The 12844-nt window shown below is 71.8% G+C and carries 14 protein-coding genes and 2 pseudogenes; 7 read left to right on the forward strand and 9 right to left on the reverse strand.

Translation table 11 applies throughout. From position 1 onward, the window contains the following. Nucleotides 1-12: 12 nt before the first annotated feature. Nucleotides 13-975, forward strand: coding sequence for a hypothetical protein (locus OHO27_RS38315; protein ID WP_328429522.1), 963 nt, complete (start codon nucleotides 13-15; stop codon nucleotides 973-975). 8 nt (nucleotides 976-983) lie between these two features. Here the strand turns inward: OHO27_RS38315 and OHO27_RS38320 are convergent. After that, nucleotides 984-1184 (reverse strand): annotated as a pseudogene (locus tag OHO27_RS38320) (iron chelate uptake ABC transporter family permease subunit); the annotation flags it as partial. A gap of 109 nt (nucleotides 1185-1293) precedes the next feature. Between OHO27_RS38320 and OHO27_RS38325 the strand changes: the two are divergent. Then, nucleotides 1294-1603 (forward strand): annotated as a pseudogene (locus OHO27_RS38325) (L-lysine 6-monooxygenase); the annotation flags it as partial. A 5-nt stretch (nucleotides 1604-1608) separates the two neighbouring features. Here the strand turns inward: OHO27_RS38325 and OHO27_RS38330 are convergent. The 3 genes from OHO27_RS38330 to OHO27_RS38340 form a co-directional block, all read right to left on the reverse strand. Beyond that, a complete protein-coding gene (locus OHO27_RS38330) occupies nucleotides 1609-2076 on the reverse strand; it encodes an isochorismatase family protein (protein WP_328429523.1) in 468 nt (155 codons plus the stop codon). Between the two features lie 56 nt (nucleotides 2077-2132). Then, on the reverse strand, nucleotides 2133-3968 hold the full coding sequence (locus OHO27_RS38335; protein WP_328429524.1) for a glycoside hydrolase family 15 protein: 1836 nt from the start codon (nucleotides 3966-3968) through the stop codon (nucleotides 2133-2135). 93 nt (nucleotides 3969-4061) lie between these two features. Next, entirely contained in the window at nucleotides 4062-4841 is a 780-nt protein-coding gene (locus OHO27_RS38340) for a DeoR/GlpR family DNA-binding transcription regulator (protein WP_328429525.1), read from the reverse strand. A 144-nt stretch (nucleotides 4842-4985) separates the two neighbouring features. Here OHO27_RS38340 and OHO27_RS38345 point away from each other — a divergent pair, with 144 nt between their 5' ends. After that, a complete protein-coding gene (locus OHO27_RS38345; RefSeq protein WP_328429526.1) occupies nucleotides 4986-5867 on the forward strand; it encodes an SIS domain-containing protein in 882 nt (293 codons plus the stop codon). 66 nt (nucleotides 5868-5933) lie between these two features. Beyond that, the gene (locus tag OHO27_RS38350) at nucleotides 5934-6788 is read left to right on the forward strand and encodes a class II fructose-bisphosphate aldolase (RefSeq protein ID WP_328429527.1); all 855 of its coding nucleotides are present in this window, start codon (nucleotides 5934-5936) and stop codon (nucleotides 6786-6788) included. Between the two features lie 103 nt (nucleotides 6789-6891). Here the strand turns inward: OHO27_RS38350 and OHO27_RS38355 are convergent, their stop codons facing one another. After that, nucleotides 6892-8025: a methyltransferase gene (locus tag OHO27_RS38355; RefSeq protein ID WP_443059734.1), complete on the reverse strand. Its 1134-nt coding sequence runs from the start codon at nucleotides 8023-8025 to the stop codon at nucleotides 6892-6894. A gap of 89 nt (nucleotides 8026-8114) precedes the next feature. On the opposite strand from OHO27_RS38355, the gene OHO27_RS38360 reads away from it, so the two are divergent. Both OHO27_RS38360 and OHO27_RS38365 read left to right on the forward strand, forming a co-directional pair. Beyond that, nucleotides 8115-8771: an alpha-ketoglutarate-dependent dioxygenase AlkB family protein gene (locus OHO27_RS38360; RefSeq protein WP_328429529.1), complete on the forward strand. Its 657-nt coding sequence runs from the start codon at nucleotides 8115-8117 to the stop codon at nucleotides 8769-8771. 36 nt (nucleotides 8772-8807) lie between these two features. Continuing rightward, complete coding sequence (locus OHO27_RS38365) at nucleotides 8808-10046, forward strand: ROK family protein (RefSeq protein ID WP_328429530.1); 1239 nt, start codon at nucleotides 8808-8810, stop codon at nucleotides 10044-10046. 52 nt (nucleotides 10047-10098) lie between these two features. On the opposite strand, the gene OHO27_RS38370 is transcribed toward OHO27_RS38365, so the two are convergent. Then, a complete protein-coding gene (locus tag OHO27_RS38370; RefSeq protein WP_328429531.1) occupies nucleotides 10099-10479 on the reverse strand; it encodes a nuclear transport factor 2 family protein in 381 nt (126 codons plus the stop codon). Between the two features lie 119 nt (nucleotides 10480-10598). Here OHO27_RS38370 and OHO27_RS38375 point away from each other — a divergent pair, with 119 nt between their 5' ends. Next, the gene (locus tag OHO27_RS38375) at nucleotides 10599-11048 is read left to right on the forward strand and encodes an RpiB/LacA/LacB family sugar-phosphate isomerase (protein WP_328429532.1); all 450 of its coding nucleotides are present in this window, start codon (nucleotides 10599-10601) and stop codon (nucleotides 11046-11048) included. Here the strand turns inward: OHO27_RS38375 and OHO27_RS38380 are convergent. From OHO27_RS38380 to OHO27_RS38390, 3 genes are read right to left on the reverse strand one after another with little or no spacing between them, the layout of a single operon-like run. Beyond that, on the reverse strand, nucleotides 11035-11469 hold the full coding sequence (locus tag OHO27_RS38380; protein WP_328429533.1) for a tautomerase family protein: 435 nt from the start codon (nucleotides 11467-11469) through the stop codon (nucleotides 11035-11037). The genes OHO27_RS38375 and OHO27_RS38380 overlap by 14 nt on opposite strands. A 25-nt stretch (nucleotides 11470-11494) precedes the next feature. Further along, a complete protein-coding gene (locus OHO27_RS38385; protein WP_328429534.1) occupies nucleotides 11495-12067 on the reverse strand; it encodes a DUF4865 family protein in 573 nt (190 codons plus the stop codon). A 33-nt stretch (nucleotides 12068-12100) separates the two neighbouring features. Further along, entirely contained in the window at nucleotides 12101-12673 is a 573-nt protein-coding gene (locus OHO27_RS38390) for a TetR/AcrR family transcriptional regulator (RefSeq protein ID WP_328429535.1), read from the reverse strand. Nucleotides 12674-12844: the final 171 nt, after the last annotated feature.

Genomic DNA, 12844 nt, shown 5'->3' on the forward strand with positions numbered 1-12844 from the left:
CAGGAGACCGCCATGCATGCCGGACTGAGGATCACCGCGTTCGCCGCCGCACTGGCCGCGACCTTCGGCACCGCTTACGGCGTGGGCAAGGGCGTCGACCCCGTCGTCGAGGACCCGGCCCCCGCCCGCCACGAGAGCCACAGCGAGGCGAGGGCCGCGTCGGAGGGTGGCGCCGGTCATGGCGGGCACGAGACGAAGCCGGCTGGCGGGCTGCAGATCTCCGAGGGCGGCTACACCCTCGACCTGCGGAACCCGGGCGTCATGGCCGGGAAGCGCTCCGACCTGAGCTTCGTCATCCGCGACGACGACGGACGTGCCGTCACCGCCTACCGGCGCGAGCACGACAAGGAGCTCCACCTCATCGTGGCCTCACGCGACCTGGGCACCTACCGTCATCTGCACCCCACCCGCGCCGCCGACGGCACTTGGAGCATCCCCGTCGAGCTGCCCCGCGCGGGCGGCTACCGCGTCTTCGCCGACTTCACCCCGGCGAAGAAGGGCGCCGAGAACCTCACCCTCGGCGCGGACCTGGCGGCCGCCGGCTCCTATGAGCCGCAGCGGATGCCGGCGCCGAACACGACCGCCAAGGTCCACGGCTACGAAGTCCGCCTGGACGGCGTCCTGCGCCCGGGCAAGGAGCGCGAGCTGAAGCTGAGGGTCTCGCGGGGCGGCCGCCCCGTCACCGACCTCCAGCCCTACCTCGGCGCCTACGGCCACCTGGTGGCCCTGCGCTCCGGCGACCTCGCGTACCTCCACGTCCACCCCAACGGGGAGCCCGGCGACGGCAGGACGAAGCCCGGCCCGGAGATCTCGTTCACGGCTACGGCGCCCAGCAGCGGTACGTACCGACTGTTCCTCGACTTCCAGCACGAAGGGGAGGTTCACACGGCGGAGTTCACCGTGCGGGCAGGTGCGACGGCGATCGCCTCAGAGGCGCCCGGGCACGAGGAAGGGACCGCGGAGCACGGGCACTGAGCGGCGCCTCAGATCCGCCCGGCCCGCCGCTGCCTGCGCAGCAGCAACCCCAGGTACACCCCGCCGACGACCGCGGTCACCACACCGACGGGCAGTTGCGCCGGCTCATGGATGCGCTGGGAGGCGCAATCCGCGGCGACCACGAGCAGCGCGCCGGGGCAGGTGGCCGCGAGGAGGTCGGGGCCGGGGGCCCGGGTGAGCCGGCGGGCCGGCGGGCCGGCTGGGATAAACGGCGCCGCCGCCCATCTCGTCCACCTGGGTCACCTCGTGATCATCATGACCTTCGCCGTGCTCGACGAGTTCGAGCGCGGCGCTCTCCTGCCGACCGGGGAGCAGCAGCTCCTTGAGGCCGGTGTGCTCGTGCACGCCACCGGCTACCGGCCCCGCGACCTCGCCGCGCTGCTCGGCGAGGCCGCGAAGGTCTGTCTGCGGGACGACGGGGACGCGCTGCGGGTCTCCCGCGACCACCGTGTGGAGACCGCGCCCGATGTCACCGCGGGCATCTACCTCCAGGGCGGCACCGAGCACACTCACGGACTCACCTCGACCCTGCTGTCGATCGACCACCGCTATCCGGGCGGGGGAGATCCACCGCTCCCTGCCGGCCCGCCGCTCGGCGTCCGTCTGAGCGGTTCAGACCGCTTCCGCCGCGGGCACGGCGGGGTCGAGGGCGGCCACCACCCGATCCGTGGACGTCACCACCCCGCACGTGTCCGCCACCGGCTCGAGCGCGAACTCATGGCTGCCGGCCGACGCGTGGGCGACGGCGTCCGCGACGACGAAGGGCTCCAGGTCCTGCACCCAGGCGTCGGCGGCGGTCATCAGCACGCCGACCCGGGCGAACAGCCCCGTGATCACGACCTGGTCCCGCTTGAGGTCACGCAACCGGCTGTCCAGCCGGGTCCGGGCGAACGCGCTGTGCTTGCGTGCCGTGAGCACGGCGTCCCCGGTGCGCGGCTCGACCTGCTCGGCGAACGCCTCGCCGTCCCGGTCGGCCTGTCCTTCGGAACCAGCGGGGCGCCGCACGTACAGGGCGGGTCCGCGTTCCCCGGCGGGCACCGAGTGGATGACGGGCACGCCCGCGGCATGTGCGGCTCGCACCAACCGGCCGGTGTTCGCGAGTTCGATGTCTTGTCGGTTGGGCCTGTGAACTGACCTCAGCCCAGGGCGCGATCCAGGTTGAACGCCGCACTTATCAGGGAGAGATGGGTGAACGCCTGCGGGAAATTGCCCTGTTGCTCGCCCGTGTGGCTGATCTCCTCGGCGTACAGGCCCAGATGGTTGGCGTACGTCAGCATCTTCTCGAAGGCCAGCTGCGCCTCGTCGACCCGGCCGGCCCGGACCATGGCCTCCACGTACCAGAACGAGCAGATGGAGAAGGTGCCCTCGTCGCCGCGCACTCCGTCGGGGCTCGCCTCCGGGTCGTAGCGGTAGACCAGCGAGTCGGACACCAGTTCCTCGGTGAGCGCGTCGAGAGTGGACAGCCACTTCGGGTCGGTCGGCGCGATGAACTTGGCCATGGGCATCATCAGCACGGCCGCGTCCAGTACGTCACTGTCCTCGCACTGGACGAACGCCTTGCGGGTCTCGGACCAGCCCCGGCTCATGATCCGCCGGTAGATCCTGTCCCTGCTTTCCTGCCAGCGCGGCAGATCGGCGGGCAGCCCGCGGCGGTTGGCCATGCGGATGCCCCGCTCGATCGCCACCCAGCACATCAGTCGCGAGTACAGGAAGTTCTTGCGGCCGCCGCGGGTCTCCCAGATGCCCTCGTCGGGCTGGTCCCAGTTCTCGCACACCCACTCCACCAGCGCGCACACGTCGTCCCACTGGTCGCTGGAGATGGGCTGCGCCCACTTGTCGTACAGGTAGATCGAGTCGACCAGCGCGCCGTAGATGTCGAGCTGGAGCTGGTCGGAGGCGGCGTTGCCGACACGCACCGGAGCGGAGCCGAGATGGCCCTCCAGATGGTCGAGTACACGCTCGGGCAGATCGGTGCGGCCGTCGATGCCGTACATGATCTGCAACGGACCGGTCGGCGAGCCGTCGCCCTGGCTGACGTGCTCGGTCAGGAACTTCATGAAGGCCTCGGCCTCGGTCGTGAAGCCCAGCCGCAGCATGGCGTACACGCAGAAGGCGGCGTCGCGCACCCACATGTACCGGTAGTCCCAGTTGCGTTCGCCGCCGAGCTGCTCGGGCAGACTCGTCGTCGGCGCGGCCACGATGGCACCGGTGGGCGCGTAGGTGAGCAGCTTCAGGGTCAGCGCGGAGCGGTGCACCATCTCCCGCCAGCGGCCCCGGTACTTGGAGGCGGACAGCCAGTCCCGCCAGTAGGCCACCGTGCTGTTGAACTGCCTCTCGGCCTCGGACCGCGCGCACCGCTTCAGTGCGAGCGCCCCGCTGATCTGGTCCAGCGCCAGCACCGCCGACTCGCCCTGGGAGAGCTTGAAGTCGGCGTGCACATCCGGCCCGTCGATCTCCAGCGGCACGGTGGAGGTCAGCCCGATCGACAACTCCTCCGACTCGAAGACCGCCACCTCGTCCTGCATACGGACGGTGTGCGTGCGGGTGCCGTAGTCGAAGCGGGGCGCGACGCGCGTACGGAACGGGATCGAGCCGCGTACGCACACCACACGCCGGATCAGCCGGTGTCGCTCGACCTCGGCCGTATCGCCGTCGACCGGCATGAAGTCCTGCACCTCGCCGACGCCGTCCTCGGTGAAGAACCTGGTGATCAGGACGTTGGTGTCGGGGAAGTAGAACTGCTTGGTCCGCGCCGGCACGGAGGCCGCCAGCTCGAAGCAGCCGCCCCGCTCGGCGTCCAGGATCGCCGCGAAGATGCTGGGCGCGTCGAAGGCCGGGCAGCAGTACCAGTCGATCGTGCCGTCCATGCCCACGAGGGCCACGCTGCGCAGATCGCCGATCAGGCCGTGATCGGCGATCGGCACGTACCGCGACGCCCCCGGTGTGCCCGTCTCGATCGGAGTAGTGCTCATCGCAGCCTCCCTGGCCCGGCATGCGCCTCGCTCCCAGCGTAGGTGAGGTCGGCCGGGGAAGGGTCGGGCGGCGAAATCCCGGGGCCCGGGGCCTCAGACCGCGACGACCTGCACGCCCGCCTCCTCGAAGCGGTGCAGGATCTCCGGGTCGGCCGCCGTGTCCGTGACCAGTGTGTTCACCGCGTCGGCCGCGCAGATCCGGGCGAACGCCCGATGGCCCAGCTTGCTGGAGTCCGCGGCCACGACCACGCGCTCGGCGCGCTCGCACAGCAGCCGGTTGATCGCCGCCTCCGCCTCGTCGTGGGCGGCGGCACCGTGCGTGACGTCGAAGCCGACGACGCCGAGAACCGCCACGTCGATCGTGATCTGGGACAGCACCCCGTCCGCGAGCGGCCCGATGAGCTCGTAGGACTGCGGGCGCGCCACCCCGCCGGTGACCACGATCTTGAACTGGGGGCGCACGGCCAGCTCATTGGCGATGTTGAGCGCGTTGGTGACGACGGTCAGCGCGGGCGACCCGGACGCGAGGTCGCTGCGCACGGCCAGGGCACGCGCCACCTCGGTGGTCGTCGTACCGCCGGTCAGCCCGACAGCCTCGCCGGGGGCGATGAGGTCGGCCACGGCCTTGGCGATGCGCTGCTTCTCGGAGGCGTGGCGGGCCGTCTTGTAGCGCAGCGGCAGCTCGTACGACACTCCGTGTACGACCGCGCCGCCCCGGGTGCGGACGAGCATCTGCTGCTCGGCCAGCTGGTCGAAGTCGCGGCGGATCGTCGCGGCCGAGACCTCCAGCTCGGCTGCCGCCTCCTCGACGTCCAGCCGGCCCCGCTCCACGAGCAGCTCCAGCAGCGCCTTCCAGCGGGCGTCGCGCGACATCCACCCTCCATTCCTCGATCTCCCGCGACCTTAGCGCACGCTTCTTTCCCTGTTTGCTTGATTATGCTCGAAACTCGGAGCTATCTTGCAAGAACAATCAGATGACCATCGCGAAGCTCCATCAGAGGCCCGGAGGACGGCGGCATGACGCATGTCGAGGACGAGCTCAACAGCCAGCCCGAGTGCTGGACCCGCGCCGCGACGGAAGCGGCCGGCCTCGGCGGGGTGCTGCCGGCGCCGGGGGAGCGGGTCGCGGTCGTCGGCTGCGGGACGTCGTACTTCATGGCGCAGGCGTTCGCCGCACTGCGCGAGGGGTCCGGCCGCGGCGAGACGGACGCCTTCGCCGCGTCGGAGTACCCGCACGGGCGCTCCTACGACCGAGTCCTCGCCCTCACCCGCTCCGGTACGACCACCGAAGTGCTCGACCTGCTGGGGCGGTTGAAGGGGCGCACGCCGACCGTCGCGATCACCGCCGACCCGGACACGCCCGTCATGGCGGTCGCCGACGAGGTCGTGGTCCTGGACTACGCGGACGAACGGTCCGTCGTGCAGACCAGGTTCGCGACCACCGTCCTCACGCTGCTGCGCGCCCACCTCGGCCTGCACACCGACGCGGCTGTGGCCGACGCCCGTGCCGCGCTCGCCGGCGAACTGCCCGAAGGGCTGGTGGAGTGCGAGCAGTTCACCTTCCTCGGCCGCGGCTGGACCGTGGGCCTGGCCAACGAGGCCGGGCTGAAGATGCGCGAGGCGTCGCTGTCCTGGACGGAGGCCTACCCGGCCATGGAGTACCGGCACGGCCCGATCAGCATCACCACCGGCGGCACCGCGACCTGGATGTTCGGCGAGGCACCCGAAGGGCTGGCCGAACAGGTGCGCTCCACCGGCGGGCTGTGGATCGAGGGCCGCCTGGACCCCCTCGCCGAACTGGTCCGCGCCCAGCGACTCGCCGTCGCCGTCGCAGCGGCACGCGGCCTCGACCCGGACCGGCCCCGCCACCTCACCCGCTCGGTGATCCTCGCCCCCTGACGCACACCACGACACGCCCCCTGACGTGTCCGACGCGCCCTCTCCCGCGCCGAGAAAGGACAGGCCGTGCCCCTCGTGACCACCGGCGAGCTCGTCACCCGCGCCGCCGACGCCCGCTCCGCCGTCGCCGCCTTCAACGTCATCACCCTGGAGCACGTCGAGGCGGTCATCACCGGCGCCGAGTCGGTGAGTTCTCCCGTCGTGCTCCAAGTCAGCGAGAACGCCGTCAAGTTCCGCTACGGACGGCTCCTCCCGCTCGCCCGCGCTGCCGTCGCCGCCGCCGAACGCGCCGCCGTCCCCGTCGCGTTGCACCTCGACCACATCCAGAGCGACGACCTGCTGCGCCAGGCGCCGGGCGCCGGGTTCAGCTCCGTGATGTACGACGCGGCGCGCCTGCCGTACGCCGACAACCTCGCCGCGACGAAGGCCGCCGCCGACTGGGCGCACGCCCAAGGCCTCTGGATCGAGGCCGAGTTGGGGCGGCTGGGCGGCAAGAACGGTGAGCCGCCCCTCGACGCCCACGCCCCCGGCGCCCGCACCGACCCCGCCGAGGCCCACGCCTTCGTCGCCGACTCCGGCGTCGACGCCCTCGCGGTCGCCGTCGGCAGCTCCCACGCCATGACCACCCGCACCGCCACCCTCGACCACGACCTCCTCAAGAGCCTCGCCACCACCCTGGACGTCCCCCTCGTCCTGCACGGCTCCTCCGGTGTCCCCGACGACGAACTGACCGCGGCGGTCGCGGGCGGCATCGCCAAGGTCAACGTCGGTACTGCCCTCAACATCGCCATGACGGGAGCGATCCGCGAATTCCTCGCCGCCCATCCCGAAGCGGTCGACTCGCGCAAGTACCTGAGCGTGGGACGGGAGGCGATGGTGCGGGCGGTGGCGGACATCATCGAGGTACTCAGGGCACCCTGACCAGCCACTCCCTGCAAGGAGGCGTTGCTCATCCCGCTCTACGGGCGGGCCGTGCAGACACGCAAACTCAACCGCTACCGCGTCGGGGACGCCGACCGCACCGTCACTTCTTGACGGCCCTCAGCACCACGAACTTCGCGTCACTGGCGACGAGTTGACTGTTGCCCAACAGCCGCCGCAGCTTCACGTGGTAGCCGAGGTGCCGGTTGCCGATGACCCACAGCTCACCGCCCGGCCGCAGCGCGTGCCGTGCCCCCGTGAACATGCGCCAGGCCGTCGAGTCGGTCGTAGCCTGGTGGGAGTGGAACGGCGGATTGTTGAGCACCAGGTCGACGCTCCCGGCCGGCACGCCCGCCAGCCCGTCCCCGACCCGGAACTCGGCGTGCCCCGGCACCCCGTTCGCCTTGTACGTCGCCTCTGCCGAGGCCACCGCCTGGAAGGACTCGTCCACGAACAGCACCTCGGCCGCAGGGTTCGCCAGCGCCATCGCCGTACCGACGACGCCGTTGCCGCACCCGAGGTCGACCACCCGCCGGCCGCCCTTGCTGTCGGGCAGGTGGCCGAGGAAGAAGCGGGTGCCGATGTCGAGCCGGTCGGCGCAGAAGACGCCCGCGTGATTGACGACCGTGCGTCCTGAGACCGCGCCGATGCCGTCCGGGAGCGTGTACGTGTACGGCCACGGGTTGGCGGGCCGTTCTGCCGCCGACCGAGGCGTGCAGAAGATCAGCCGGGCCTTCCGCTCGGCGAGCGAGGTGCGGGTCGGACCGAGGATCCGCTCGAACAGCTGGAGCGTCGAGGTGTGGATCTCCTTCACCATGCCCGTGCCGACGACCACCGTGCCCTCGTGCACCGCGGGTGCGAGCCGCAGCAGCTGGTCCTCCAGCAGTGCGAGACTCTTGGGCACCCTGACCAGGAGGACGTCGACGCGGTCCGGCGGCGGGTCCTGCGTCGTGAGCAGCCGGACGTCGCCGGGCTCGGCGCCATGGCGGGCGAGGTTGGCCCGGGTCGCCTCCTGGGCCAGGTAGGAGTCCGTGATCTGCACCGGCCGGTGCGCCGCGAGCGCCGTGACCAGGGCGCCCCAGCGGTCACCCACGACCACGACCGTGCCGGACAGCGGGATGTTCTGCTCGGCCAGATGCCTGAGGAGGTACTCGTCGGAGGCGTCCCAGGCACGCAGCCCGTCACGCGGGTCCTCGGGGAAACGGGACAGCGCGAGCTCGCCCCAGGGCGTCGTCATACGGTCGTTCATCGTGCGTCAAGGCTAAGCGACCGCGGCGGCGCCGCTCGCCGCCCCGCAGGTCACGGCCGGTGGGGAGGATGGAGGACATGGACGCCGAGCTGTTCCCCCGCGAGCGTACGGAGGTCGCGCCGGGCGCGGTGCACCTGCCCGGCTGGCTGGACGCGCCGGCCCAGAGCGAGCTGCTGGAGGCCTGCCGCGCGTGGGCGCGCCCACCGGCCGGCCTGCGCACGGTGCGCACCCCCGGCGGCGGCACGATGACCGCCCGCCAGGTCTGCCTGGGCTGGCACTGGTACCCGTACGCCTACGCCCGCACGGTCGTCGACGGCGACGGAACCCCGGTGAAGCCGTTCCCCGAGTGGCTGGGCGACCTCGGCCGCCGCGCGGTGCGGGACACCGTGGGTGCGGACATGCTCCGCGGACCTGAGACCGCGTACGACATCGCTCTGATCAACTTTTACGAAGCCGACGCCCGCATGGGCATGCACCGCGACAGCGACGAGAAGTCGGACGCCCCCGTGGTGTCCCTGAGCCTCGGCGACACCTGCGTCTTCCGCTTCGGCAACACCGAGACCCGGAGCCGGCCGTACACGGACGTCGAGCTGCGCAGCGGCGACCTGTTCGTGTTCGGTGGCCCCGCGCGGCTCGCCCACCACGGTGTGCCGAAGGTGCAGCCGGGCACCGCACCGCCGGAGTTGGGGCTGACCGGCCGGCTGAACATCACGCTCAGGGTGAGCGGCCTGTAGGCCGCCGGACCTGCGGATCATGGGAGACTCGCCCTCATGAGCGGCAAGGCGGACCCCCGGACGGCGGGGGAAGGTACCACCTCGAGGGCGCGGTTGGACCGGGGGCGCGGCGCGCTCGGACCCGCGTTGGAGCTCGTGCACACCGGTCGCGCACCCACACGCGCGGTCCTCACCGCCGAGCTCGGCGTGACCCGGGCGACGGCGGGTGCGGTCGCCGCCGAGCTGGAGGCGCTCGGGCTGATCAGGGTCGACGCACGGCCCGGCGCGGCGGCGGGGTCGCAGGGGCGGCCCTCGCACCGGCTGGCGGTCGCCGAGGACGGCCCGGTCGTCCTCGCCGCACAGGTGCACGCCGACGGATTCCGGGCGGCGCTGGTCGGCCTGGGCGGCCGCATCGTCGCCACCGCGCCCGGCTGCGAGACCGTGGACGCCGACCCGGCGAAGGTGCTCGGGTCCGTCGTCGAGGCGGGCGCCGACCTGCTGCGCACGACCGGACGGCGCTGCGTCGGCGCCGGGCTCGCCGTACCGTCCGCCGTCGCCGAACCCGACGGTCTGGCCCTGAACCCCCTGCACCTGGCGTGGCCCGTGGGGGCCCCTGTCCGCCGCATCTTCACGGAGTGCGTGCGCGCCGCCGGGATCACCGGACCGGCGTTCACCGGCAACGACGTCAACCTCGTCGCGCTCGCCGAGCACCGGCACGGGGCGGGTCGCGGCGCCCGCGACCTGCTGTGCGTGGCCACCGGGCACCGCGGCGTCGGCGGTGCGCTCGTGCTGGACGGCCGTCTGCACACCGGCAGTTCGGGCCTGGCCCTGGAGGTCGGTCACCTCACCGTGAACCCCGAGGGCAGGCCCTGCCACTGCGGCAGCCGCGGCTGTCTCGACGTCGAGGCCGACCCGCTGGCGTTCCTCACGGCCGCCGGCCGCGAGCCCGGCCCCGAGGTCTCCCTGCTCCAGCAGGCCAAGGAGCTGATCCGCACCCACTACGGCGACCCCACGATCCGCATCGCCACCGAGGCCCTCATCGACCGCCTCGGCCTGGGCCTCGCCGGCCTGGTCAACATCCTCAACCCGGACCGCATCATCCTCGGCGGCCTCCACGCCACCCTCCTCGACGCCGACCCCGGCCGCCTGCGCGCCGTCGTCGCCGACCGCAGCCTCTGGGGGCAGAGCGGCAGCGTCCCGATCCTCGCGTGCACCCTCGACCACAACAGCCTGGTCGGCGCCGCCGAGTTGGCCTGGCAGCCGGTGCTGGACGATCCACTGGGGGCGCTGGCCTAGGGGCTGTTGCGAGGGTTGCGCCTGCCGCGCGACGCCACTTACCCAACAGGTCTCAGACGAGCCCGCCCGGCGGCAGCCCGAGCTCGCGGCGTGCCTCCGGCGAGTCCGTGTACACCCGCCACTCGCCGACCAGCTCACCGGTGACGCGGGCGCTCCACAGCGCCGGACCGGCCAGCTCGGGCCGCGAGCTGAGGGAGTACCCGGACACCGAGACGACCTCGTCCCCCACGGTCAGGTCGGTGAACACGTTCCGGTAGTCCGTGAACGCCGTGAAGAACCCGCGCCACGCCTCGATGCAGGCCTGTTTTCCGGTGACGGTGCCGCCCTCGGTGTCGACGAGTGTGTGGTCGTCGGACATCAGCGAGGCCAGCTCGGTGAGGTCATGGTCGTTGATCGCGGCGTTGAAGCGCTGGACGACATCCACGGCGTCCATCCCGACCTCCTTGCCCCGGGTCTCCTGGCGGTCACCTCCATGCTGGGCCGCAGCCGGGACGACCGCACCCCCGGCCCACGGCCGCACACCCGCCCGCGGACCTGGGTACCCTTCGTGACATGCGGATCTCCGTCTCCTCCGACATGGACGAACCCGTGGCCCGCAGTCTCGTTGCCGAGCTGCGCGCCCGTGGCCACGCCGTGATCACGCACGGGGCCCTGAATCCCGAGTCCGACCCCCAGTGGGCGGCCTGCTCGGCAGCGGCCGCCCGCGAGGTCGCCGACGGGACGGCGGACCAGGCGGTCGTCTGCTGCTGGACCGGCACGGGCGCGTCGATCGCCGCGAACAAGGTGCCGGGCGTACGGGCCGCCCTGTGCACGGACGGCTACACGGCGGACGGCGCCCGCCGCTGGAACGACGCCAACGTCCTCGCCCTCAGCCTGCGACTGACGTCCGAGCCGCTGCTCAAGGAGATCCTCGACGCCTGGTTCGCCGGCGAGGCGAGCGACGACGCCGAGGACCGCGAGAACGTGGCCCGCATCGGGCGCCTGGACCTCAGGGAGCCGTGAGGCTCTTCGAGGTGGGGGAGTCGACAGGGACGGGGGCATCGGCGTACTGCGCGACTCCCTCGCCGAACGACCAGTTGACGGGCTCGTTCTCGATGAGGTTGACGAACACGTTGCGCGGCTCGGTCCCCGCGTAGGCGTGAGCGAGTTCGGCGATCCGCCGGTACAGCGCCTGCTTCTGCGCGGGAGTCCGACCCGAGCGCAGGGTGATCGTCACGTACACGATGCCGTCGTCCCGGTGGATGCCGAGATAGCCGGCGTCGTAGCGCAGGGTGCTGCGGGTGCCGTCGTGCCCGACCAGCACCTGGAACCGGTCGTCGGGCGGAATCCCGATGGCCTCCACCAGGGCGTCGTGTACGGCACGACCGAGAGCGTCGAGCCGCTCGGGGTCGGCTCCCAGGGCGTCTATGCGGACGAAGGGCATGGGTCGGTTCTCCTTGTCGGCGGATTCAGGAACGTGCGTCGAGAGGCAGCCGCCCCGGCACGGACATGTGCAGCACCTCGTACGCATCGCCGCCGGCCTTGGGCGGCTCGTTCTCCCAGAGGGAGAAATGGATCAGCTCCCAGCGGCTCGTGTCCACGGCTGCCGCCGCGAGCACCGCACCGTCCTCACCGGCCAACCTCTCGGTCTCCCGCGTCGCGTCCGCCGCCAGGTCCGTCAACTGCACGCCGTCCGGGACCTGTTGACGCAGCAGCACCGCCACCCGCACACGCGGATCAGCGGCGCCCTCGCGCGCCAGCACGGTCCACTGCCTCACCGACGGCCGTCCGAAGTCATCGGCGATGCCCTGGAACGGGCCGGCCCAGAGGAAGGCGTTCATGCCCGCGACGGTGTTCCACAGATAGAACGGCGCGTACTCGTTGACCGCTGATCCGTGCACGCCGCGCTCGCGTATCAGGTACGCCTTGAGGCCGAGCCCTTGCCAGTCGTCGAGCAGGTGCCCCCTGCTCGCCACGCGACGCCGGATGATCTCCATGTCGTAGTCGGCGGGCAGGGTGATCCGGTACTGCATCGCGTGCATCGTGCCGCTTTCCTGGTGCGTCCGGTGCGGTTTCTAGTGCGATGCGAGAAGGGACAGCAGCCCCCGGACACCCATGTCGAAAGTGGCGGGTGAGCCGGACGCGCGGGCGAGGACATAGCCGCCCTGGACGGTCGCGACGATCGTCGCCGCGATCGACTCGCCGTCGAGCCCGGGCGCGAACTGGCCCTGCTCCTTGCCCTCCTCGACGATCCCGGCGAGCCGTTCGCGCAGCCAGTCGAGCGTCTCGTCGACGGGCGCCCGCAGTTCGTCGCTGGCGACCACGTCCGGGTCCATCGTGAGCCGCCCGATCGGACAGCCGCGCAGCACCTCGCGCTCGCGCCGCAGATACGTCTCGATGCGCTCGTACGGCGTGCCCGGACCGTCGAGTACTCCCGCGGCGGTAGCCCGCATCTCCTCGGCGGTCCGCCGGATCGCGGCCAGTGCGAGATCCGGCTTGCCCTTGAAGTGGTGGTACATGCTGCCCTGCCCGGCCCCCGCACGCTCCAGGATCGCCTTGGGGCTTGTGCCCACATAGCCGCGCTCCCACAGCAGTTCGCGGGTGGACTCGATCAGTCGGTCCGAGGTGCTCATGCCGTCACTGTACATACTAGTAGTTACAGAAGTCGAGGCCTTCCGGCCCAGAGCCGAGCCCTTCCGGAGCAGCGGAGCCGGCCCCGCCTACTCCCCGCGAGGTACACACACTGCCGCTGGCCGTACGACGACCCGGACCCCCTCGCGGCGCGAGTCTCGAGACATCACCGAAACCGACCGAACCGA

Source organism: Streptomyces sp. NBC_00443, from assembly GCF_036014175.1.
Classification (GTDB): Bacteria; Actinomycetota; Actinomycetes; order Streptomycetales; family Streptomycetaceae; genus Streptomyces.

Coding starts and splice junctions, on each gene's coding strand:
- OHO27_RS38375 (WP_328429532.1), top strand. CDS start 10,599: ATGCGGATCTCCGTCTCCTCCGACATGGACGAACCCGTGGCCCGCAGT.
- OHO27_RS38370 (WP_328429531.1), bottom strand. CDS start 10,479: ATGGACGCCGTGGATGTCGTCCAGCGCTTCAACGCCGCGATCAACGAC.
- OHO27_RS38345 (WP_328429526.1), top strand. CDS start 4,986: ATGACGCATGTCGAGGACGAGCTCAACAGCCAGCCCGAGTGCTGGACC.
- OHO27_RS38390 (WP_328429535.1), bottom strand. CDS start 12,673: ATGTACAGTGACGGCATGAGCACCTCGGACCGACTGATCGAGTCCACC.
- OHO27_RS38360 (WP_328429529.1), top strand. CDS start 8,115: ATGGACGCCGAGCTGTTCCCCCGCGAGCGTACGGAGGTCGCGCCGGGC.
- OHO27_RS38385 (WP_328429534.1), bottom strand. CDS start 12,067: ATGCACGCGATGCAGTACCGGATCACCCTGCCCGCCGACTACGACATG.
- OHO27_RS38340 (WP_328429525.1), bottom strand. CDS start 4,841: ATGTCGCGCGACGCCCGCTGGAAGGCGCTGCTGGAGCTGCTCGTGGAG.
- OHO27_RS38355 (WP_443059734.1), bottom strand. CDS start 8,025: ATGACGACGCCCTGGGGCGAGCTCGCGCTGTCCCGTTTCCCCGAGGAC.
- OHO27_RS38380 (WP_328429533.1), bottom strand. CDS start 11,469: ATGCCCTTCGTCCGCATAGACGCCCTGGGAGCCGACCCCGAGCGGCTC.
- OHO27_RS38365 (WP_328429530.1), top strand. CDS start 8,808: ATGAGCGGCAAGGCGGACCCCCGGACGGCGGGGGAAGGTACCACCTCG.
- OHO27_RS38315 (WP_328429522.1), top strand. CDS start 13: ATGCATGCCGGACTGAGGATCACCGCGTTCGCCGCCGCACTGGCCGCG.
- OHO27_RS38335 (WP_328429524.1), bottom strand. CDS start 3,968: ATGAGCACTACTCCGATCGAGACGGGCACACCGGGGGCGTCGCGGTAC.